Source organism: Algoriphagus boseongensis (assembly GCF_004362805.1).
GTDB classification, from domain to species: domain Bacteria; phylum Bacteroidota; class Bacteroidia; order Cytophagales; family Cyclobacteriaceae; genus Algoriphagus; species Algoriphagus boseongensis.
Window position 1 is genome coordinate 1,582,000 of the sequence record NZ_SNYF01000005.1, and the last position, 20,992, is coordinate 1,602,991.

Annotated in this window: 22 protein-coding genes; 1 reads left to right on the forward strand and 21 read right to left on the reverse strand. The window is 37.8% G+C overall.

The window, feature by feature from the left end:
• Positions 1-60 precede the first annotated feature (60 nt).
• Positions 61-888, forward strand: coding sequence for a hypothetical protein (locus tag DFQ04_RS06870; protein WP_133553998.1), 828 nt, complete (start codon positions 61-63; stop codon positions 886-888).
• On the opposite strand, the gene DFQ04_RS06875 is transcribed toward DFQ04_RS06870, so the two are convergent.
• The 21 genes from DFQ04_RS06875 to DFQ04_RS06975 form a co-directional block, all read right to left on the reverse strand.
• The gene (locus DFQ04_RS06875; RefSeq protein ID WP_133554000.1) at positions 885-1,796 is read right to left on the reverse strand and encodes a glycosyltransferase; all 912 of its coding nucleotides are present in this window, start codon (positions 1,794-1,796) and stop codon (positions 885-887) included. The two genes, DFQ04_RS06870 and DFQ04_RS06875, sit on opposite strands and share 4 nt — an antisense overlap.
• The gene (locus DFQ04_RS06880) at positions 1,793-2,677 is read right to left on the reverse strand and encodes a glycosyltransferase (RefSeq protein ID WP_133554002.1); all 885 of its coding nucleotides are present in this window, start codon (positions 2,675-2,677) and stop codon (positions 1,793-1,795) included. The genes DFQ04_RS06875 and DFQ04_RS06880 overlap by 4 nt, the downstream gene beginning before the upstream one ends.
• A complete protein-coding gene (locus tag DFQ04_RS06885; protein ID WP_133554004.1) occupies positions 2,674-3,522 on the reverse strand; it encodes a glycosyltransferase family 2 protein in 849 nt (282 codons plus the stop codon). Before DFQ04_RS06885 ends, DFQ04_RS06880 begins: the two co-directional genes overlap by 4 nt.
• Positions 3,523-3,526: 4 nt before the next feature.
• Complete coding sequence (locus tag DFQ04_RS06890; RefSeq protein ID WP_133554006.1) at positions 3,527-4,537, reverse strand: glycosyltransferase; 1,011 nt, start codon at positions 4,535-4,537, stop codon at positions 3,527-3,529.
• A 3-nt stretch (positions 4,538-4,540) separates the two neighbouring features.
• Complete coding sequence (locus DFQ04_RS06895; RefSeq protein WP_133554008.1) at positions 4,541-5,533, reverse strand: glycosyltransferase family protein; 993 nt, start codon at positions 5,531-5,533, stop codon at positions 4,541-4,543.
• Between the two features lie 18 nt (positions 5,534-5,551).
• On the reverse strand, positions 5,552-6,358 hold the full coding sequence (locus DFQ04_RS06900) for a glycosyltransferase family 2 protein (RefSeq protein ID WP_133554010.1): 807 nt from the start codon (positions 6,356-6,358) through the stop codon (positions 5,552-5,554).
• Positions 6,352-7,524 (reverse strand): glycosyltransferase WbsX family protein, encoded by a 1,173-nt coding sequence (locus tag DFQ04_RS06905; protein WP_166637268.1) that lies wholly within the window; start codon positions 7,522-7,524, stop codon positions 6,352-6,354. The genes DFQ04_RS06900 and DFQ04_RS06905 overlap by 7 nt, the downstream gene beginning before the upstream one ends.
• Positions 7,521-8,447, reverse strand: coding sequence for a glycosyltransferase family 2 protein (locus tag DFQ04_RS06910; RefSeq protein ID WP_166637269.1), 927 nt, complete (start codon positions 8,445-8,447; stop codon positions 7,521-7,523). The genes DFQ04_RS06905 and DFQ04_RS06910 overlap by 4 nt, the downstream gene beginning before the upstream one ends.
• Entirely contained in the window at positions 8,440-9,702 is a 1,263-nt protein-coding gene (locus DFQ04_RS06915; protein WP_133554016.1) for an ABC transporter ATP-binding protein, read from the reverse strand. The genes DFQ04_RS06910 and DFQ04_RS06915 overlap by 8 nt, the downstream gene beginning before the upstream one ends.
• The gene (locus DFQ04_RS06920; protein ID WP_133554018.1) at positions 9,695-10,540 is read right to left on the reverse strand and encodes a DUF5672 family protein; all 846 of its coding nucleotides are present in this window, start codon (positions 10,538-10,540) and stop codon (positions 9,695-9,697) included. Before DFQ04_RS06920 ends, DFQ04_RS06915 begins: the two co-directional genes overlap by 8 nt.
• Positions 10,541-10,549: 9 nt before the next feature.
• On the reverse strand, positions 10,550-11,302 hold the full coding sequence (locus DFQ04_RS06925; protein WP_133554020.1) for a class I SAM-dependent methyltransferase: 753 nt from the start codon (positions 11,300-11,302) through the stop codon (positions 10,550-10,552).
• Between the two features lie 15 nt (positions 11,303-11,317).
• Positions 11,318-12,259: a glycosyltransferase family 10 domain-containing protein gene (locus DFQ04_RS06930; protein WP_133554022.1), complete on the reverse strand. Its 942-nt coding sequence runs from the start codon at positions 12,257-12,259 to the stop codon at positions 11,318-11,320.
• 41 nt (positions 12,260-12,300) lie between these two features.
• Positions 12,301-13,101, reverse strand: a complete 801-nt coding sequence (locus tag DFQ04_RS06935; protein ID WP_133554024.1) for an FkbM family methyltransferase — start codon at positions 13,099-13,101, stop codon at positions 12,301-12,303.
• A gap of 252 nt (positions 13,102-13,353) precedes the next feature.
• Entirely contained in the window at positions 13,354-14,106 is a 753-nt protein-coding gene (locus DFQ04_RS06940; RefSeq protein WP_133554026.1) for an FkbM family methyltransferase, read from the reverse strand.
• Positions 14,107-14,157: 51 nt separating this feature from the next.
• Entirely contained in the window at positions 14,158-15,084 is a 927-nt protein-coding gene (locus DFQ04_RS06945; RefSeq protein WP_133554028.1) for a hypothetical protein, read from the reverse strand.
• Positions 15,084-16,616 (reverse strand): MBOAT family O-acyltransferase, encoded by a 1,533-nt coding sequence (locus tag DFQ04_RS06950; protein ID WP_133554030.1) that lies wholly within the window; start codon positions 16,614-16,616, stop codon positions 15,084-15,086. The genes DFQ04_RS06945 and DFQ04_RS06950 overlap by 1 nt, the downstream gene beginning before the upstream one ends.
• A 76-nt stretch (positions 16,617-16,692) precedes the next feature.
• Positions 16,693-16,953 carry a hypothetical protein gene (locus tag DFQ04_RS06955; RefSeq protein WP_133554033.1) on the reverse strand — a complete coding sequence of 87 codons (261 nt, stop codon included), beginning with the start codon at positions 16,951-16,953 and terminating at the stop codon, positions 16,693-16,695.
• Between the two features lie 431 nt (positions 16,954-17,384).
• Positions 17,385-18,176, reverse strand: coding sequence for a glycosyltransferase (locus tag DFQ04_RS06960; RefSeq protein ID WP_262709432.1), 792 nt, complete (start codon positions 18,174-18,176; stop codon positions 17,385-17,387).
• A gap of 172 nt (positions 18,177-18,348) precedes the next feature.
• Positions 18,349-18,612 (reverse strand): glycosyltransferase, encoded by a 264-nt coding sequence (locus DFQ04_RS06965; protein ID WP_166637272.1) that lies wholly within the window; start codon positions 18,610-18,612, stop codon positions 18,349-18,351.
• Positions 18,613-18,721: 109 nt separating this feature from the next.
• Positions 18,722-19,594 (reverse strand): class I SAM-dependent methyltransferase, encoded by an 873-nt coding sequence (locus tag DFQ04_RS06970; RefSeq protein WP_133554039.1) that lies wholly within the window; start codon positions 19,592-19,594, stop codon positions 18,722-18,724.
• 249 nt (positions 19,595-19,843) lie between these two features.
• On the reverse strand, positions 19,844-20,620 hold the full coding sequence (locus tag DFQ04_RS06975) for an ABC transporter permease (RefSeq protein WP_133554041.1): 777 nt from the start codon (positions 20,618-20,620) through the stop codon (positions 19,844-19,846).
• Between the last annotated feature and the right edge of the window lie 372 nt (positions 20,621-20,992).

Consider the following 20,992-nt stretch of genomic DNA (forward strand, 5'->3'; position numbering starts at 1 on the left):
TTGGTGAAAAAAAACTTACCAAAAGTAAAATGATTCCTTTTGTGGATAAAAGTGAAAAACTTGGAAAGATTTGGATATTTTGAGACACCTTTATATCCTTTCAAAATTTACCATTTGTCTTTAATGAACCCCAATAAACTATATCAAGATAGCTTTTATAAATCACGGAATTCTGAAACTGAAAACTCCGCAATTGAAATTTTAAGTCTACTATTTTCCTTCTTCAAACCAAATTCTATGGTAGACTTTGGGTGCGGGGTTGGAACTTGGTTAAAGACAGGAAATAATCTCGGAGTAAGAGAAATTTTGGGAATAGAAGGTGAATGGCTAAAATCAGAATATTTAGTAATCCCACAAACTGCTTTTTTAACCAATAATCTTACTTCCAAGATCATACTATCGAGAAAATTTGACTTGGCAATTTCTCTTGAGGTAGCTGAACACATAGAAGAAAAATATTCGAAAGTCTTTATTGAAAATTTAACAAAAGCTTCAGATGTAGTTCTTTTTTCTGCAGCCATACCAGGCCAAAGAGGGTCTGGACATGTCAATGAACAATGGCCTGATTACTGGATAAAAAAGTTTAAGGAGAAAGACTACTTGCCTTTAGATTTAATTCGACCAAAAATCTGGCAAAATGATAACATCAAAACTTGGTATAAACAAAACACAATCCTTTTTGTCAAAAGGGAGAGACTTGAGGGTATCCCTGAATTGAAAGCCTATTTTGATCCTTTAAAATCGAATTGGTCACTTGTTCATCCAAGCACCTTTTTGAGGCAAATTGAAATCTCTCATCCGAAATATTCCAGTTTGAGCAAACTAATTAAAAGCTTTCCTGTGGTTTTTTTAAATTCAATCAAAAGCAACATAAAGAAATTAATTTAATTCAAATTTTTAGTGCCATTGGAAAAAAGAATTGGATCCAAGGTCTTTCCTCTTTTCCCCCTCAATGCATGCCAAGTAGCCAAAACTTTAATTTTTAGCCTCTCCCCTTTTTTATCTTCCCATCTCAAAATAGCATAGGTAAACTTTAACTCCCTAACCAGCCAAGCTAAAACTGTCTTGGCACTTCTTCGATTCAATCCTAGCCACAAGTGATTTCGGGTATTATAATATTGCCTCCAAGGTGGAGTGCCTCCTATAGAACCGGCCTTTTCATCCTCAATTAATCCATTCGGAAGAGTGAAAATTTCAAACTCATGGTCTTTTGCTCGAAGGCAATAATCAAATTCATAAGTACCCATAAAATACTTTGGATCGCAGGTACCAATTTCTCTTATTAGGTTGGATGAAATAAGGCAGCCATCAAAAGTGATCAAATCTGTTTTAATTAAATCATTGGATACAGGGACATATTTTGGAAATCGCCTTCCTTTCCAAAATTGCAAAATAGCTTCGCCTTTTGCGTTAAGATTTGCGAGCTTTACCATCCCTGCTCTAGGTTTTTCAAGGATTTCCTTGTACCGGAGAATTGATTCCAAGGAGCCCTCTATAGGCCTAGAATCGTCATTAAAAAGCCAAACCCAGTCCAATCCTTTTTCCAACACACATTTCATCCCTAAGGCAAACCCTCCTGCTGAAGCAATATTCTCTTCAGAAACAATAATATTTAAAAGGTCAAGACCTATTTCATTCTTTAGATAGTCTAGATTATCATTTTTGTCATTATTAATTACCCAAATATGGTGACCCAAAATTCCTTGGCCCAAAATTGCCTTTAGTGTCCTCTGTAGCTGAACTTGCCGTCTAAATGTTACAACCACAACACCAATTGTATCAGTCGAAAGGCTCATGAAATTGATAAGGTTTTACCTTTAATCCCTCTGTAATAATGAAAAAAAGCCAAAAAAATCATCTTGGCGTTTTCCAATCCATAAGATGGGCCGTACCGAAATCCATACACCATTTTCCCCAACCATTTTCCGATTAGTCTATTTCTCATAGTGTTTAAGGTCAGGCAATCAGAGATTATTAATAAGTTTCTAAGGCTGTAATATTCTCGAGCGTGATTTCTCTTTTTGGAATAAATTGGCCTTTCAAAATCAACTCGATTATGGTAGTTTCTTAATCTTAAAAACAATTTAGCTGGCACCAATAAGGTAAAACCTCTCCTACTTGCCTTTAAACAAAAATCAAGTTCTTCAAATCCGAAAAATAAGTCTGGATTTGGCAATATTCCTTGTTTGACAACTTGGGCATTAATAATCATGGACATATTTCCTGCTATGCAGTCAACTTCAATAATTTCTTTCTTTTCTAATAGTCTTGACTGAATACGCTTGATTACTCCCTTTTTACGGTCAAAAAAATGACCCACAGCACCAATTATTCCACAAAAAGGATTTTCATTTCGGATAGTCAGAAGCTTCTCAAACGTATCCGAAAAAAAAGGAGGATCATTGTCGTCTGCCCATAGGATCCAATCCAGTCCATCCTGGGTACACAGCTGAAGACCTTTCATGGCTGCACCAGCAGGACCTGCATTATAACCCATTCGGAAATACTTTATTTTTGGATTCAACAGACTTGCGATGGCATGATCAGTCTCAAGATTTTCTGAGTTATCGATTACCCAAATTAGCTCGGGAGGATGTGTTTGCGCAAACAGCTTTTCCAAAGTGTCCAATACGATTTCCGGTCGATTATAAGTGATCACAAATCCACCAAATCTCATCTTTTAGGAATTTCTAGAGTGTAAAATCTTTTAGCTAAAAAAGGGAAATAGGCCAATGCAATCCTTATCGGAGTACTGATTTTTTGAGGCTTAAATCTCCAGGATTTCCATAAGTGCTTCTTTGCCAATCCAAACCTCCCAAATCTCATTTCAATCACTCCGATATTTTGGTGATATAGATGTTTCACATGATCAGTGAGGATTTGGTCATGCTTTTCCAAAATAATTCGAATGGATTCAAGCATATTTTGAAGATTTTTGCTTCCTCCATCGTATGATTGATGGTAGATAAAATTCTCCTTTTCGATATAGTGCTTGTTCAAGTGAAGCTTATCCAAGCGAAAAAACAACTCTGTGTTTTCTGCAAATTTCAATCGTTCATCATAACCGCCTACCTGATCAAAAACTTCCTTGCGTATCATCCATGCTCCCGGAATCACGATCCCCCTGTTGTTTTTGGAAGCAGAAACGGATGAAACTTTACCGCTAGGAGCGATTAATCTCATGTTACAGTACACCAAGTCATGGTGATTCATCAAGTTGGAATAAAAATCGTCCATCCAGCATTCCGTAACGGCATCGTCATCATCCAAAAAAATCAGGTACTCTCCTTTGGAATGTTGACTTCCAATATTTCGTGCGGAGCTTACCCCCAGCTTTTCTCCTCTATGGAGATAAGTCAACTTTTCTTCCCATTCTCCAAGGCAGCTTTCTGGCAAAGGCACTTTGCTGTCATCCACAACAACAATTTCGACGTCCTCAAGGACAAGAATTCTGAGGCGATCAATCAGTCGCATTAGGGCCTCCGGCCGGTCTAGAGTAGGAATGATGATAGAAATCTTCAAGTGTTCAGGGATTCAGTTTCCAGAATTCACTCTTGGATTGAAGTTGTGAAAACAGAGCTTTAGCCAAAGAATAATTCTCCTTAAATGAAGTCCATCGGGAAGAAAGAATAGCTAAAGCCAGGTTTTTTTCCCAGGATTGGGATTTGACGGCTTGTTTCCACTTATGTTTTTGAAAAATTAAACCCGCCTTTAGTAGTTGACTAAAATAGGCCAGTTTAAACTTGAATGAGGAGGAATTGGGATGCTGAATGAAATATCGGTAGGAATAGAGCAGACCACTTCCTGCTGCTGTCCCGGACTTCATTTTTATCAAATAGTCTGTAGTCATACGGGATGGAGGCATTGTATGAAAAAACTTCAAGTTCTCAGCGTAGTGAATTTCATAGCCCATCAATTGCATCAGCCAGCAAAGCTCCAAGTCATCTCCCGATATTACCTGAGTTTGAGTCCGACCTGTTAGGTAAAAGTGATATCCGGAATTTATCAGATTTAGCAATGGCTTTTTCCGAAAAAAGGCTGCCGCCCCATAGACGTAACCGGGTCTTTCCTGAATTTTCCCTGATCGCTCGGCCTGAGGACCAAGTGCAAAACTCTTCTGGTAGCGACTCAACCAATCAGGTTCAGGCCCTTCCATATCCGGAATTCCATTTCCACCTAAGACCCCCAATTTAGGATTGGATTTGAAAAGCTGGAATCCTACGGATAGGTAGTCAGTTGCCAAGGAATTGTCATCGTCGCAAAACAATAAAAAATTAAAACTGGCTGATTTTATTCCGGCCACTCGGGCATGGATCAAGCCAGGCTTAGACTCTGAAATATAACGGGCAGGAAAGTCAAGATTACTTGTTTTAAAATAGTCATTCACCCATTCCCCCGTGCCATCTGTGGAAGCATTGTCCACCAAAATTAATTCTATGGGTACTTTAGAATCAAGTTTTTGGATGGCCTCCAGTGTGGAGGGCAGCCGATCCTTTCCATTGAAGGTGCAAAGAATGATACTGACTCCCTCTCCCATCAATCAGACCCCAAAAATCCGGAAAATGGCATTAGTCATTTTGGATTTTAGCTTGCGGCCAATCCGATGCCTGAGCTGATTGGGTAGTTCTTTAAACTTCAGCAAGGGCTTTTTCTTGCTTAAGATTTCAAACCCATTAGCCAAAAGCTTTTTTTCATAGTCATCGAAAAGTTCCCGTAAAGCCCCTTCCGATTCCATATCAAACTCCGAAGATTGGATTCGCTCGGTCATGGTCGCGGCTCCGGGTTTAAAACCGCTAAAATGAAAAAACACCAAGGGTATATTAGGATCATTGACAAAATAACCTTGCTCATTTTTCCCAAGCTTTCGCTCGCTGAGATTCCACCAAGCCATATTCCAACCGGAATGCTTTACAGATACTATTCCTTTGAAAAACAGAGGGGCCAAGTCCATCCATTTCTGATCCACAAAAATTCCCCGGCATTTATCCAACTTGCAGTGGGTTCTCAAGCGTTCCTTCCACCACTGAATGATTCGGTCTGTTTCAGGACCCCGCTGCATCCCGATATAGCCCAGATTATTATAGCCATGCTTGAGGGAGGCCAATTCCCCACGGACGAGATGCTCGGGAATGCGAAGTAAATTGGGAGTCAGCTGTATGCTGGCATCTTTGGTCCAATGTCTATCCAGCAATTCCGGAGACTGATAAAACAAAATATCCGGATCGATGTAATAAATCCGATCCACATTCGGATTATTTCGAAACAGGTACTCAAAATAAAAAGGCTTCACTGCCGTATTGAATTCAATGATATTGTATCCGGACAGCATGATCTCAAATTCTGGATAGCCCAAGTCAAAGCAGGGCAAATACTCAAAATCACCCAAAGAAGAATAGTCGATTTCGGGATGGATACGATCCACCAAGCCCACCACAAACCGGGAATCAGACAAAAATTGCCGAATCGACTTTCCCAAAGAAAGTGCAAAAGGCAGGTAGTTATTGGAGCAGAGGGTGAAATAGATTGTGGTCAAATGAAATGGCTGGTTAGATTAGTCAAGAAGCGGTTTTCTTAAAATATATTTGTAATAAAGAATTCGAAGAAAAAAGGAAAAAGGTCTAGCCTGAATCTTGTTCACTATCCTATAATATTGCCGATACCGTTGGTGGATTAGAACCCCATGTTTTTTCCCTATGTAGGAAAACATCCGCTTTCTTTTCTCATCTCCTAAAGAACCCATAACTGAATCTTTCCTTACTCGATAATCAAAAAGCTGCTCTGGCATAAAAACTGATTTCCAGGATGTTTGTCCCAGTCGAATCCATAAATCCCAATCCTCAAATCCAATCAAGTCCGGATGTTCATCAAATCCCCCAAGCTCCATAATAGCATCTCTCCTTATCAAGGAACACATATCAATGTAATTTCCTTCAAGTAATTTATCTAGTGAAAATTCTCTGGTCTCAAATACGGTAAGGGATTCTGAAGTATCTCCAAAAAAGGCCGGCCGACTATAAACCATTCCAACACCAGTGTCTTGATTAAAAACCTTCAATGCTTTACCAATGTATTCCGGTCGGATTAAGTTATCGCTATCTAAAAAAAGGAGAAACTGTCCATTTGAATGCTTGACTCCTAGGTTTCTTGCTGAGGCTGGGCCAGCATTTTCTTTAGTTAATATCTTTAATGTAGGATCTGATTTTAAATCAGCTAAGACTTGTAAGGTGAATGAATCAGTAGAACCATCATCGACAATTAGTATCTCATAATTTTTAAAGGTCGATTCAGAACAACTTGCTAATGCTTCCAAAAGAAAAGCACCAGAATTAAAACAGGGAATTATAATGGAAACTACCATTCAATATATTTAGACATCTCCTCTTTTATAACTCTTAAATATTCTTTACCCCATTTTTTATCTGGTTCCAAAGCATTACTTTCTCCCCATTCATTCCAAGATTTTAGAAAAACAAATTGTTCGGATGTCTTAAGATTTTCAACCTTTTGTAAACCCTTTGTTAAATGGTTTCGAAATAATTCCGGAGTAGATCCTGTAAATATCAAACTTCTAGAAGTAGATCTTGGTGAATTATCCCAATCATGGACACAAACAGGGAAATAAGGGAAATTGAATTTTTTATCAGATATTAAAAATTTAATTGCATCCTCATATTTAATAATAACAGGACAATTCCGCTTATTAAAATCTTTCTCTTCCCGAAAATACTTTGCCTTAATTTTATCTTTTACTTGATAGAATAAATTTGATTTGGATCGGACTATATTCCTCTGCCAATACCTCATTTGGGAAAATTCAGATCCAATCGCAGCATCAAAACCAAATTCAATGGGATTCCAATCCGGATTATTTGAAGGGATTCCAGCAACCAGATATATTCCTGGGAAGCCTTCTTTAATTGAAAGCTTACGAAAAGTTTCAATGAAAACTTCTAAGTCAGGGATTTCATTTACTTTATATATCTGCAAAAAAGGTTTACCATCAATTTTTATATATCTATCATCCTTAAAATAGTCGAGCAGATAATAGAAATAATTTTTATAATCTTCCTCACCTAAATAAAGTTGTTCGATTAAAATATTTTGATTTTCTACACCAAACCATACTCCTCTCCATGATTCATTTGCCCAGCAAAAACAAAAAGGAAAGTTAGGGCTTTTTGAATCTAGGACATCTTTAGCAATTTTATCTAATATTTTTCGACCATTTCCAAACCAATAGTTGTAATAACAAAAACCATGAATACCATGTGTTTTAGCCAATTCTGCTTGTTTTTCTCTTGTTTCTGGAACCCTCAAATCATAATACCCTAAGTCCAAAGGAAATCTGGGTTGGTTATGACCCTCAAATAATGGCTTTGCCTTGGTAACATTTGTCCACTCTGTAAAACCAGGTTCCCACCAATTATCATTTTCTGGTATTGGGTAAAATTGTGGTAGATAGTATGCTATAAGTTTCAAATTTGATTGCTTAAATAAAACAATTTCATTTTTTTTTAGGCTCAAAATATCAGTTTATATCTTCTTTTTACTTTTTCAAAAATTGCCAAAATCAAGGTCTTTATTGATATAAATGAAGAAATGAATTTTGGATTCGAGAATTCATCATTAAAATGTGAATTCCTTAAATAATGAGGAAGTTTTCGAAATTTCAATGCATCAATTTTACACTTTAAAACTTGAGAAACTGTCCTATTTTCTACATTAGCTGAAATTAATTCAAGTGTTGACAAAAATAAAAATGCCCTATCTTCTTCAGATTTTGAGGAAAAGTAACCTACGCCAATACGATAGGTAGCCATTACTTCACTAATTTTTTTTATTTTTCCATGTTGAGAAATCAATATCCATAAATAATAATCTCCTATTGGAGACTTTATGAAATTATCTGAGAGTTTCAGAAAGTTATTTCTAAATACCACACTTGGCGTATGGATATAATTTCCAAATGCAGCTAAATCATAAATCGTAGAATCTGATTTATCAAATACATCCTTTATAAAAAAATCTTTAACGATGGATCCATCTTGAAAAAGTACATCAACCGAATGAAAACATAAAGCAAAATCATCATTAGCTTCTAAAAAGTCAACTTGTTTTTGGAGTTTCAAAGTGTCTATCCAATAATCATCTCCTTCGCACATAGCTACATATTTACCAGAGCAGTTTTCCAAAGCAAATTTCAAATTTTTATTCATCCCCAGATTATTGGCTTGAAAAAAATATTTTACTCTCCCCCCATTTGGGTGATTTTTTATTGTATTTAGAATTATTTGATTTGATTGATCCTTTGAAGAATCGTTAGAAAGAATTAATTCAAATTCAAAGTTGCACTTTTGATTGAGAACACCAATAATGGCTTGTTGAATGAACTCGGCTTGATTATAGGTAATCATACAAACTGAGACAATTGGTGTAGGTTTATCCATGAAGAACAAAATCAAGCAAAGGTCGAACATAGCCGCTTTGCTTGCCAAGCCAAACGGTTTCTCTTTTATCTGTATCTAATATTTCGAACCTCAAGGCTTCTTCCAAAGAAAACATTACTTCTGAGGTATCCTTTACAAACATCATAGTAATTTTATATACTTCATCATTCAAAAAATTGCCCGGAATTTTGCAGGTTCCTGAATAGTTCCCGGCATTTAAAATTGGAACTGGAATCTGAGAATAAGCATTCAGAATGATTTCTCCTGTATCAGAAAGCAGAACCAAACTAAGATTAGTAGGAATTTTATTTCTTAACAACTCAAATTCAACCGAAACTTCGATTTCATCTTTTCGGTCAAAAAATCCCTTAAAATGAAAATCCGGGGTCGAGGCTAGAATTGAATTTACCCTTATCCATTCATTTCCAGGCCTATTTTCGCCGTCCCAAAAAAATTGGTAATTAGATATTGAGGAATCTTTCAAATAGGTTTTTATCACTTCTAATGGAGCTCCTGAATCTTTTAAAATTCCATTCTCAAATAAAATTGCGCTCGAGCATAAAGATTTTATCGCTTCCAAATTATGACTGACAAAAAGTACTGTTCTTCCCTGTCCAGCCACATCTTTCATTTTTCCCAAGCACTTCTTTTGGAATTCATAATCCCCTACCGCTAAGACTTCGTCAATGATCAAAATTTCAGGATCCAAATGGGCGGCTACGGAGAAGCCTAAGCGGACTTTCATTCCGGAGGAATAAAACTTGACAGGAGTATCGATAAACTTCTCTACCCCGGAAAAGTCAATAATTTCGTACAGTTTGGAATCAATCTCCCGTCGGGTCATGCCGAGAATCGTCCCGTTCATGTAGATATTCTCCCTTCCACTAAGTTCAGGATGAAAGCCCGTTCCCACTTCCAAAAGCGAAGCTACCCGTCCTTGAATTTCAATTTTCCCGGATGTGGGTTCTGTAATCTGGGAAAGAATCTTCAAAAGTGTCGACTTCCCAGCCCCGTTTCGACCAATAATTCCCAAGACTTCCCCTTCCTGAACTTCAAAGGAAATGTCTTTTAAGGCCCAGAAAACGGAATCATCTTCTTGAGCAAATTGATTTAATTGGGTAAGTTTTTTTAGGTTATTGATCGGATACCTAAAGATGCTAGAAATCTTTCCGATAAGGGTTTCAGGTGATTTTTCTCTAAGACTTATCCTATATCTTTTAGACAAATTTGAAACAGAAATTATAGCCTTAGACATTCTCTTCTTTAAATTTTAAATCCGCATCCAATTCTATAAACTGGCTCCAAAATTGAGGGTCGTATTTTTGCCAGCCATGACAGCCAAAAGGTAATTGATGATTGTTTAAACCAAAACAATGCTGAGGAAATGCCTCAAAACTAAAGCACAAAGCATCATTCAATCCCGCTACTTTAAACCAAGTAAATTTTCTGGGAATTACTTTGGACCAAAAGATATCCTCATTTTTATCTAGTAAGGTGAAAATTCCTGCGAGCTTTGAAAAGCTAAACTCTTTGCAAGAACTGGAAAAGAACTTCCAAGAGTTTTTCCTTACATCGACATATTTAAAATTATACTTAAAAACCATCCAAAATCGAATCAGGAAGTATTTCCAATGAAACACCCTCATAAAATCATCGACCTTTCTCAATGATATTCCTCCATTGCCAACCCCTATAAATTCAATTTCATTTTCTATTTGTCTAAACCATGGGGCACCCACATAAGAATCCCCTTTCGATAGCCAATGATCAAGGTTTCCAGAAAAAACATAGGCGTCCAACTGAAAAATGAGGATAAATTCAAAATCTGAAAAACGATTATAAAATTTAAATCCACGAAGCAATCTATTGTAATCGGATAGAGAGTTAAAATAAAATTTAGAAAAATACTCCACAATAGCTTTTAAACCATAGCTATCAAATAGCTTATAATAAATTGACAAGTCTAACTCATCATGGGTAATAATAATAAGCTTTTGGTGAGAAAGATTTCGAAGGCATGATTCCAAAGACTTTAGCTCATCTTTAGAAGGATTGACCTTATAAATGGGAATAATAACACCTAATTTACCCACAACCCATTATTAATTTTTTGAGCCTTTTAAAAAAAACCATACTTTTTTTATCATTTTTTTAATTCTGATGTAATAGGAATTTTCAAAATGATTTAATCGATTAACTATTCTTATATCCCTCAAAATACTATTTCCATATGATTCAAAAATATATCTCAAAGAACGAATATTTAATATAGTAAAGAACTCATGGTTTCTAGTATTTTCTGAAATTGCACAAATTCCTAGCCCATTAGAATGATCGAATTCGTATATAAATTTATACTTAGTTGAAATTTCTTCCCAATATTTAAATACTCCGAAATCATAATTAAATACTCTTATATCATGAAAAATAACTATCGCTTCGTCACTTAATTTTGATTTCCAAGTCTCAAAATCATTCTTGACGGCCTCATATGAATGCAATCCATCAATATGCAAAAGGTCTATCGAACCATCTTCGAAATCTGATACCGCTACATTAAAATCTTTTCTCACTAGGAAAGATTGATTTTTATAGTTTTCAAAAACATGTTTTTCTAATTCAAAAAATACATTCTCCTCATAATATCCAGCATGTTCATCACCCTGCCACAAATCAATCCCATAAACTTTGGAAGATGGGGAAAAATGCTTAGCAGCTTCGGAGAATGCTAAAAACGAATTCCCTGTGTGGGTGCCCAATTCAACAATCAGTTTAGGCTTAAAAAAATCTACTAAAAAGAATGTAAAAGGTATGTGTCCAACCCAAGAGTATGGGTATTTAATTCTTGGAATCATAATTAAATATTAAAATTAATACCATACCCGTTCAAAGCCCCCAATTTTTCTCTTGATTTTACTTTCCCAAATTTTAGTCTGTCGGATACCCAAACCAATGGATTTTTTTACCCCAATAGATCGGGTAGTTTTTGGGCCTTCAAACACCTGTTCAAAGAATATTCGGAGCCTTTCCTGATCAAAATATTCTGTCAATTGATTCCCATTAAAAATCGGTTGCTTAATAAAATCCTTGTAGGCTTCCTCGTTTTCATTCAGTTCCCGGATTCGTTGAATCATGGCCTCATCAGAAGCGAAATTATGACGATTGACGATTCTTTTAGGATTAAAATCTTTCTCTATGCAGGGACTTCCCCAATAAATCGGAATACAACCTGCAATAAAGCAATCCATGATTTTCTCGGTCACGTAGCCTGGATAGGAGCTGTTTTCGTAGGCAATACAGAATTTATAAGGCCTCATGAATTCAATTTTATCAGGAACTGGACCTCCGACATTATTTAGTACTCTTCCCCCCGAATCGACCAGAGCATAGGAAGAAAGTTTTTTAAAAATTTTGTTTCTTTCATCTGCTCCATAATTGGAGGCTACAAAACAGCAAAATTTAGACTTGGGATTTTGCTGGATGGTTTCCAAATGCTTTGGGAAAAGCAAGGTGGAAAAATCATAATACCAAAGAATGGAATACAAGGGTACCCTCAGGTAATTTGGTCGGTCTATGAAATCAAATCCCAAGGCATAGTCGCAGAGGAAAAAGTTGGGCCGATGATTCTCTCCGGTATAGAAGATCTTTGGGCAATTGTAATCTAAATGTGTGCCCCCCCAAGAGGAATAGATGATAAAATCGGGACTTTCTTCCACCAAAACAACTGGAAAATACCTCTTCAAGAAAGTAAATAAACGATCTGTTTCAGGAACAAATCCTTGGTAATGGTCAACGAATTTTAATCTGATCATAAGTTCAGAATTCCCATTAAGAAAGGAATTAAGTTTAAAATTTAGTTTGGAAACAGATCAAACACTTTAGTATCAGAAGAAACCACCGCTAGAAAATTCGAAAGAATAAAGTTCTCTTTTCCTGAAGAATAGGTAGACCAATCAATCCAAGAGGGATAAATCTTCCCAACCCGATATCCATTTTCCTCAAAAAAATCATAGAAGTCTCTAAGCAAAAATTTCGAATCGATCGCCTGTGGACCATACTCGAATTGAATTGTGCGGATTTTTTGATTTTTGATCATTTCTTTGAATCCAGCCAATACCTTTCCCTCTAAGCCTTCAACATCAATTTTCATCAAGTCAATTTGAGACAGTTGGTTCTTTTGACAGAAATAATCCCCTGCGGTCGAGGGGACTTGTTTGATTACACTTTCCTTGCCAAATGAAGATGGGTATACCGAAGAAAAGTAGGATTGGGATGGATAAAAATTAAATTCCAGCATTCCTTCCGAATCAGAAAGAGCCAGTTGATTCGGGTAAACACTTTCCAATTTTGAAAGATTTTGTAGGAGCTTGTCAAAAGTCTCCGGTACTGGCTCAAATAAATACACTTGGGATCCAGGAGAATTCTTTTTTAGTTCTTTCGTCCAATTGCCTACGTTGGCTCCGACATCGAATACTATCTGAAGTTGGAGTTTTGCCAGCTTGCGCAAAACCCAATATTCTCCGCTGAGTTCATTGTCATTTATCTTATTTTCCAATGCATGGTGAATTCCAAGAGAAAACCGGCTCAATAATCTTCCAAAAGCAGTTCTTTTCTGCCGTGTGATCCAATGGAAAGTTCTTTTTTTAAAACTCATTTGAAAGTATTTGCCTAAAAAAAGCAGGCATTTTGGAATGCTAACTTTAAATTATTTACTCCATGTATATACCAATCCCTTTCGCTCAAATATCTTCAAAAAAAGAGATTCTCGATTTGCATTATCTCAAATCCAGCCTTATGAAATAAATAATTCATTCAAAAATCCACCTCTTGGAATAAAACACCATTAATTGTTTCTTCAATTAATTTTTCATGATTATAAGTAATCATAAAAACTGAAACCAGAGGTTTATTTTCCAAAACTTGAGCCTTTCTTAACAAACATAACCTCAACCAACCAAAGCAACCCGTTAGAAAATGGTCTATTTAAATCTGTAAAATCAAATAATTCATAACCCTTTTGATCCATATAATTCATAACGCGAATTAATGAATTAGGAAAAGTTTTTTGGTGAATTGAAGCCTCTAAAAAAATCACCTGTGTAATCCCAAAAATGGAAGATGCTCCTTCCAAAACTTCCATATCCAAACCTTCGGCATCAATTTTTACCAAATCTGGAATTGGAATATTTTCCTCATTAAGAAATGAATCCAACTTCCTCATTTGGATCATCTTCGATCCAATAAAATCATACCCTTTAAGATTTGTTTTTGATCTATTAAAACTGCTGCTGTCATCACTTTCATTTATTGAAAATTCTCGGATACAGTTTTCATTACCTAATCCAATTGAAAAAAACCTGACTTTGAACGACTCTTTTAAATCCTCAATTGATTTTTCTAATTGAGCTTGAGGTTCGATTAGTATAAAGTTTGCCTCAGGAAAAATTGTGATAACATCTCTAGTCCATGTTCCATGGTTTGCCCCAACATCCAATATATATTTTGGGGAAAACCCATTTTCCTTGAGATAGGAAAGTGATTGGCTTAAAAGAAAAGTCTTTCCATCTTCATTCGATCCTTTGGAATAAAAACCGAGCCTTGCTGCTATGGGTGAAAAAAATGATTTTAATTTCTTCAAAATTATTTTTTTCACATTCATCCTCTATAATGACGATCTAATTTTAAATTTTCTTTCATATTTAATATTTCTCTAAATGGATTCTTGAAAACTCTTACCCATATATAATGTAAATAATTTTCTTCCATTACTGGTCAAATGCCCCTGATCCTGAAAAAAGGACAAATTGCTTTGATCAAACCCTTCGGGAGAAATATACCTATTGGGAAACTGTGAAAGTAGAGTGCCCACTTCTCTTTGTTCATCTTGGTATCTGGGTGCAGAAAAAAATAAAACGGCTACTCCGGCCTGTTCGGCCAGTGTTTTGACCTTTAGCAGATACCTCCAGTCCTCCTCTTCGGGTGTCTCGGGTAAGGGAGTTGGAGTGATTTTAGTTGCTGGAGGGGCTTTCTCAGTTTCTTGGATTCCACCCCGAGTTTTTAGAAACACATTGCTAGGCTCCCCTCCGGCGAGACACCTTCGAATCACCTCCTTGGGGGAAAAATACTTGTTGAAATAGAAATACCTCCACTGAGGGGCCAGCTCAGTCAACGGATGAGCCATTACCGGAATTTCCTCCTGTAATACCTCCCGAACTTCCTTTTCTTCCCAAAAGGGGAAAAAAGTAAAGGCATGAAACTCATTACTAAAAGCCATTTTGGAATTAAGAACTCCCATGTCTACCTGCAAAAGTAGACGATCTACTTGATTGGTTTTTAGAAAAAGAGTCAAGACCAAATAATTGTCTTTGAACCCACTCCCATTGGCTCCCAGATTAATGCCTTTCCACCCTGTTAAGCTATCCAAGAGGGGCATATCAAAGGCCCCAAAAGCGCGGCTTGAGCCAAGAACTGCGTAGTCGTAATTTCCTCCCTTTTGAGCAATATTCCAGGTGCGTTTTTCCGTGAAATCCATGTATTCAGGCTTTTGAAAAAAATAGTCGCAAAACGTCCCATAAGCCAGGATGAATCCAAAAAGAATTCCACCTGCAATTGCCGAATTACCCAAAAACGCCTTCACTAAAACTGGAAATAAATAAAATCCTGAGGGTTGAAGAACGCACCAAAGAACAAGATGGTCATGACTACTCCGGCGTACCCGACGTAGCGAAGTGTAGGAAATTGGAAAGCAAGAATCTGTTTCCCTCTGAATATCCACTCGAAAGCAAGCATCATCCCCACCGCAGCTAAAGAAAGGGAATAAAGAGAAAGTCTGAATCCTTCGCTGAAAGAATGGGAGATGATCCCATTCAAATATCCTATAGCATCTCCAATACTTGCAGCTCTGAAAAACACCCAAGCCAAGGTCACGAGACTAAAAGTCAGGAACATTTGAAATACTTCTCCCACACTTGGTATAAGATGCCTGCCTTCATTAAGATAGGTTCGGTTTTTCTCGAAAATAAAAAGCGGGACAAACAAGGCAGCATGAATCGCTCCCCAGGCAATAAAGGTCCAGTTAGCCCCATGCCAAAAGCCTGAAACTAGGAAGACGATTAAGATATTTCGAATTGCTTTGGCTCTTGAAACTTGGCTTCCTCCCAATGGGATATAGACATAATCCCGAAACCAGGTGGAGAGTGAAATATGCCATCTTCGCCAGAATTCGGCGATATCCCTGCTGAAATAAGGCGTTCGGAAATTGGTCATCAGATCGAAGCCAAAGAGCTTGGCCGTACCGATCGCAATATCTGAGTAGCCTGAAAAATCTCCATAAATCTGGAAAGAGAATAAAATAGCTCCCATCGCCAGTTCCAAACCTGAAGCAGTTTGGTAATTCTCAAAAATGGGATTGACCATCAAGGCACAGTTGTCTGCCACCACGACTTTTTTGAATAGACCCCAAAGGATAAGCTTCATTCCATCAGATCCCTGCTGATATTCGAACTCCCTCTTTTTCAAAAACTGGGGAAGAAGATGGGATGCTCTTTCTATAGGACCTGCTACCAATTGGGGAAAGAATGCTACATAGGAAAAGAAGGCAACAGGATCCTTGGTCGCTTCCATTTTCCCTCGATACACATCGATGGTATAGCTCATCGTTTGGAAAGTATAGAAACTGATCCCTACTGGAAGAATTAAATTCAGCGTGCTGGGATGAGCCTGAAATCCTAAAAGGTTAATAAAATCTGTCGCAGATTCAATAAAGAAATTAAAGTATTTGAAGAATCCGAGGAGGCCTAAGTTAAATACGAGACTGAGTGTGAGGTAGAGTTTTTTCTTTGTCAACGGTCCACTGACCACGGTCAACGGCTGAACAGTCGTGGAATCAGGGTTTTGAAATCCTGCTTTGGAATAGTTTATTCTGGATGAACCGGAATTGGCCGTGGACTGTGGACTATCGACGGTTGACAACTTTAAACCGCACCAATAATCAACCGCCGAACTCGCAACAATCAGGGCCAAAAACCTCCAATCCCACCAGCCATAAAAAACATAACTGGCCAGAAGAATAAAGGCGTTTTGAAACTTTAAGTTCTTCTGAAATACAAACCAATAACCTAAGAAGACTAATGGGAGAATTATCAGAAATTCAAAAGAGTTAAAAAGCAAGTTTAGAGTTTAAAGTTTGGGAGTTTAAAGTTTAAAGTGGCTTTGCGTCAGGGCTTAACTTTAAACTCATTTCATTTTACACTTTACACTTTTTCCAGATAAGAATTCTAGAAAACCCCAATTCAACCTTGCTTTTGTCGTAGTTAACTTGAAAAGGATAAGTAAAAACAGTTAGGCCATGGCTGGAGATGAATGCACCTTCGGCTTCGTATTTTTTCCCTTTAGGAGAGGAAGTAAAGGTTAGAATCTTTTTCGTCAGTTTTTCCCGAAAGCGGTTTTGCCTCAGTACATTAAACCAATGTCTTAACTTTTGGAACAGGTTAGTTATCCGGGGCATAATAGGTGATTTTCAGCTGCGCGTTGTCGCACTTAGAACTTCCCGCCTCTCGTCGGTCAGGTGCTCAGGGTATAAGTTGTCCGCTGCGCTGTTGTCAAAGTTGTCGGGTGTCATGGGCAAGTAAAAGCTCTGAAGAGGGAGAAGGATGTTTGGAAGTAATTGGTAATTGATCAATGCTTCGCCCTTTCACTCCCACCCCCTAGGCCCCTTGAGGGGGAATTTTACTTTACCCCTCCGTGAAGGAGTATTTAAACGGAAGATGGAAGCTAGCCTCGACTGAGTAATAAAATTACTCGGTTGTAGGAGAATTGCAAGGGGGGAGCCGTCATTTCGAGCGAAGCGAGAAATCTTCTGGGGAAGAGCATTATTCGACCTATGAGACCTTCCCTCAATTCTTTGGGATATGCTCTCTTTCGGTATAGGTGACTGGTTCAATGGTCAAAGTGACTGCTATGGTCGAAGTGACTAGGTCGTTCGAGAGGACTGCTGGGGGAATATCGGGCAAAGGCCCTTGTAAATTGTATAGATCCCACTGTCCAGAAATAGTTGGCTACAGCCAGTCCATTTCGAAAACCGGGGTTACGGTAGAGTTCTCTGAGAATGTGTTTCTTTTTGTTTTTACGAAAAAAACCATCTTGTCTAGTTAAAGAAATCCCTCCACCAAGGTAAGAGGCGATGGTCAGAGGAAGGTGGATCTTTTTCATCCTGGGATCAAAAAAGAACCTGATGTTGAGAATATGATCTGCCAAATACCGATATCTTGGATCATAGCCACCGAACCTTGTAATCGCAGATCGCTTATAGAATATGCCTTGGTGACAGATATTTTCATGCAGGAGCTGAGAAAGACTGACTTTGCCTCTCAGGCTACTTGGGCTTTGATCCACTTCCGCATAGATAAAATCCGCTTGAGATTGAAAAAAGGATTCCTTAAGCTGTTCAGGAAAAAAACAGTCGCCAGCACCCAAAAAATAAAGCCAGTCTCCTGTTGATCTACGGATTCCTTCATTCATGGCATAATACACTCCACCGTCCTTTTGGGAGATGAGATAGACTTCAGGAAATTGGGCTTCATTGATAAAATCTGTGGAACCATCAGTGGAGCAATTGTCCATGACCAAAACTTCGAAGGAGATGGCAGAGGGATATTGAAAAAGTCTTCTGATAGAAATCTCCAATAAGGGCCCTGAATTGAAATTGGGGATGATGACTGAAAGTAGCAAAGGAAGATGAAGAGCAGTGGTTATTGTCTGGGGAGACCCGAAGGGTCATTTCGAACGTCGTGAGAAATCTTTGTATTTAGAGTAGTTGTTATTGTTTAGGACTTCTCCCTACCGGTCGAAGTGACTGGTTCAATGGTTGAAGTCACTGCTGGAGTCTGAAATTTCCGTCCATTCATAAAACATCGGAAGCCGCCAGAGACCATCCGAAAAGCGTATAAGCAGCGAATAGAAATCCAATCATAGCAATTCCCATTTTTACAGGATACTTTTTAGAAAGTTCTTTGATTTTTTGCCACGAATTATCAGGGCTCCCATTTTCAACCAACATAATCTCATACGTGCTTGTAATCTTTACAACAGCCTCTTGAATGCGGTATAGTAGTTCTTCGAGAACATTTTCGGCTTGATATACAGGAGAAACGATTGAAAGAGTCACAGGTATTTATAAAAAGTATTAACTGGGTTTAGAATTGGTAAAAGAGCTTTTAACTCATTTCATTTAACACTTTTTCCAGATAAGAATTCTAGAAAATCCCCTTGAAGAATTATCCAGCATTTCGATAAGCGAAAAGCACTCCTGGCCGAAAAAAAGGCTTTTTAATTTTTCTATCAGGATGGAAAAGCATATATCCTTTTCCAAAGCTGGTTTCAAATCCTCTGGACTTAAACCATGCTTCAAATTCATCTGCATCTGCATTCTGATGATAAGTACAGATTGCTACCTTGATGGAGCCTAACTTGGGAAATAAAGGATCTATCAATTTTAGTACTTCCCGCTCTGCCCCATCCACATCGATTTTAAAAAACAGATTTTGGGATTCTAATTCTTCTAATGTGACTAGGTCTATGGAGTCTGCATCTACCCCTACCCGCTTATTGAAGAACAGGACTTTTTCCTTCCAGTTTTTAAAGGTCTTTTGAATAGGAACTACCCACTTGGGATCTGCTTCAAAAAGGAAGACTTTTTTCACTTTTTCTATGCTCTCCAGGGAGAAATTGGCATCCCCGCATCCTATATCGAGTAATATATCTTCTTGGTCCAGGCTGAAGAGCGGGGTTTGGTAGACATGTGGTGATCGCTCATCCTGCTCCATCAAAACCTCATTGGCATACCCTTTCGCCTTCTCAGCTGACATTGAATTAGGTAGATACAAGTTAGATCCTTTGTAATTAAAGAATGGATAACCCTCCTCATATCCTAATTCTATGGCATCCTTGATGTATTGAAATTGAAAAGGATAGGGAAAAATCTTTAAGCCATTCTGGGAAATAAAGTTACCCTCCTGTTTATATTTTCCACCTTCCTGACTAGACGTAAACTTCTGGATGTCATTCTTGAGTTTTTTTTGAAAATAGTTTAGTCTCTTGACATAAAGCCAAAGTCGAAGGGAATGTAGAATTGAATTCTTTTTGGGCATTTGTGCCAAATATTAAAGAAGGAAAAACTTTATAAAAAAGGTGAAAATTTAAAGCTGTTTTCTTTTTGAAAGGCATAGAAGAGAAATCCATTAAAGAGGAAACAGACTTCTCACATCGAGTAAAATATACATTAAAAGAAGCTTCGGTTTTTCTTGTTCGAAGTGACACATTCCTGATTTTTAATTCTCAATTCAAGCAACTTTAAACTTTTCATTTTAAACTTTAAACTCATTTTAATTCCTAATCAATTACGCAACATCCGCAAAAATCCTCTCCATTCGGCGGAAATAAAACATCCCAAAAACGAAGAACACCACTGCCACTATACTTCCCGGCCAGATCCATTCCCAAGGCATAGGTCTATCCAGAAAGGCCGCTCTAAAGCCCTCAATCACGCCGACCATGGGATTTAGGATATAGAAATTCAGGTATTGATCGGGTACTGCTGAGGTACTGTAGACCACAGGGGCTGCATAGAGCAGGAGTTGGACTACAAAGGTGAGCGCATGCTTCACGTCTCGGTATTTGACCGCCAAGGCGGATAGAAACATGCCAATACCCAAACTGCAAAGCAACAATTGGATAATCAAAAAAGGAGTAAAGAGAATTCCCCAACCTGGGACTTGCTTAAAGTAGATCAGCATAAAGATCACCACCACAAAGGCAATGGTAAAATCCAGCATCTTGGAGAGAATTGCAGATAAAGGAAGTACCATTCTGGGGAAATAGACCTTGGTGATCATATTGGCATTTTGAATCAGGGAATTGGCGGATTCAGTCAATGTTCCGCTGAAGTAGTTCCAAGGCCAGAGGGCCAAGTAAGAAAAGAGTACATAGGGCATCCCATCCGAATCTACCTTCGCCAATCCTCCAAATACCAGTGTAAATACCAAAGTGGTGAACAAGGGCTGAATAATTGCCCAGGAAACTCCCAAAATAGACTGGGCATAGCGGGCTTTGATTCCTCTCAAGGTCAGGAAATACAAAAGGTCTTTGTATCTCCAGATCTCCTTGAAGTCGACCATTTTCCAGCCGGAGGAGGCTTCGATTACTTTGTAGTGGGGAGAATTGATGAGTTTAAAATTTAAAGTTTAAAGTTGAACGTCATGGCCAGGAGCCTGGAATTCGATTTTGATTTAATTGATTGCTTTCAGATAAGAAAGCAATCTTTTGGAATTTATGATTAAGGACTGCTTCGCTCGCAGTGACGATCCACCTCAATGCGAGGAGCCAAGAACCGAATTTTGATTCATTCGATGATTTGCTTGCGACGAAGCAATCTTTTGGAATTTATGATTAAAGACTGCTTCGCTTCGCTCGCAGTGACGATCCAAATGTTATTACAGTTGAATTTATATCCAGAATTTGCCTACTGCTTATTCTTTACTGCAAACTGC

What these genes read in the sequence shown, in the direction of transcription:
- DFQ04_RS06930 (WP_133554022.1), bottom strand. Translation starts at nt 12,259, where the DNA reads ATGATCAGATTAAAATTCGTTGACCATTACCAAGGATTTGTTCCTGAA.
- DFQ04_RS06890 (WP_133554006.1), bottom strand. Translation starts at nt 4,537, where the DNA reads ATGGGAGAGGGAGTCAGTATCATTCTTTGCACCTTCAATGGAAAGGAT.
- DFQ04_RS06915 (WP_133554016.1), bottom strand. Translation starts at nt 9,702, where the DNA reads ATGTCTAAGGCTATAATTTCTGTTTCAAATTTGTCTAAAAGATATAGG.
- DFQ04_RS06970 (WP_133554039.1), bottom strand. Translation starts at nt 19,594, where the DNA reads ATGCCCAAAAAGAATTCAATTCTACATTCCCTTCGACTTTGGCTTTAT.
- DFQ04_RS06975 (WP_133554041.1), bottom strand. Translation starts at nt 20,620, where the DNA reads ATGGTCGACTTCAAGGAGATCTGGAGATACAAAGACCTTTTGTATTTC.
- DFQ04_RS06875 (WP_133554000.1), bottom strand. Translation starts at nt 1,796, where the DNA reads ATGAGCCTTTCGACTGATACAATTGGTGTTGTGGTTGTAACATTTAGA.
- DFQ04_RS06900 (WP_133554010.1), bottom strand. Translation starts at nt 6,358, where the DNA reads ATGGTAGTTTCCATTATAATTCCCTGTTTTAATTCTGGTGCTTTTCTT.
- DFQ04_RS06940 (WP_133554026.1), bottom strand. Translation starts at nt 14,106, where the DNA reads ATGAATGTGAAAAAAATAATTTTGAAGAAATTAAAATCATTTTTTTCA.
- DFQ04_RS06925 (WP_133554020.1), bottom strand. Translation starts at nt 11,302, where the DNA reads ATGATTCCAAGAATTAAATACCCATACTCTTGGGTTGGACACATACCT.
- DFQ04_RS06935 (WP_133554024.1), bottom strand. Translation starts at nt 13,101, where the DNA reads ATGAGTTTTAAAAAAAGAACTTTCCATTGGATCACACGGCAGAAAAGA.
- DFQ04_RS06910 (WP_166637269.1), bottom strand. Translation starts at nt 8,447, where the DNA reads ATGGATAAACCTACACCAATTGTCTCAGTTTGTATGATTACCTATAAT.
- DFQ04_RS06955 (WP_133554033.1), bottom strand. Translation starts at nt 16,953, where the DNA reads ATGCCCCGGATAACTAACCTGTTCCAAAAGTTAAGACATTGGTTTAAT.
- DFQ04_RS06880 (WP_133554002.1), bottom strand. Translation starts at nt 2,677, where the DNA reads ATGAGATTTGGTGGATTTGTGATCACTTATAATCGACCGGAAATCGTA.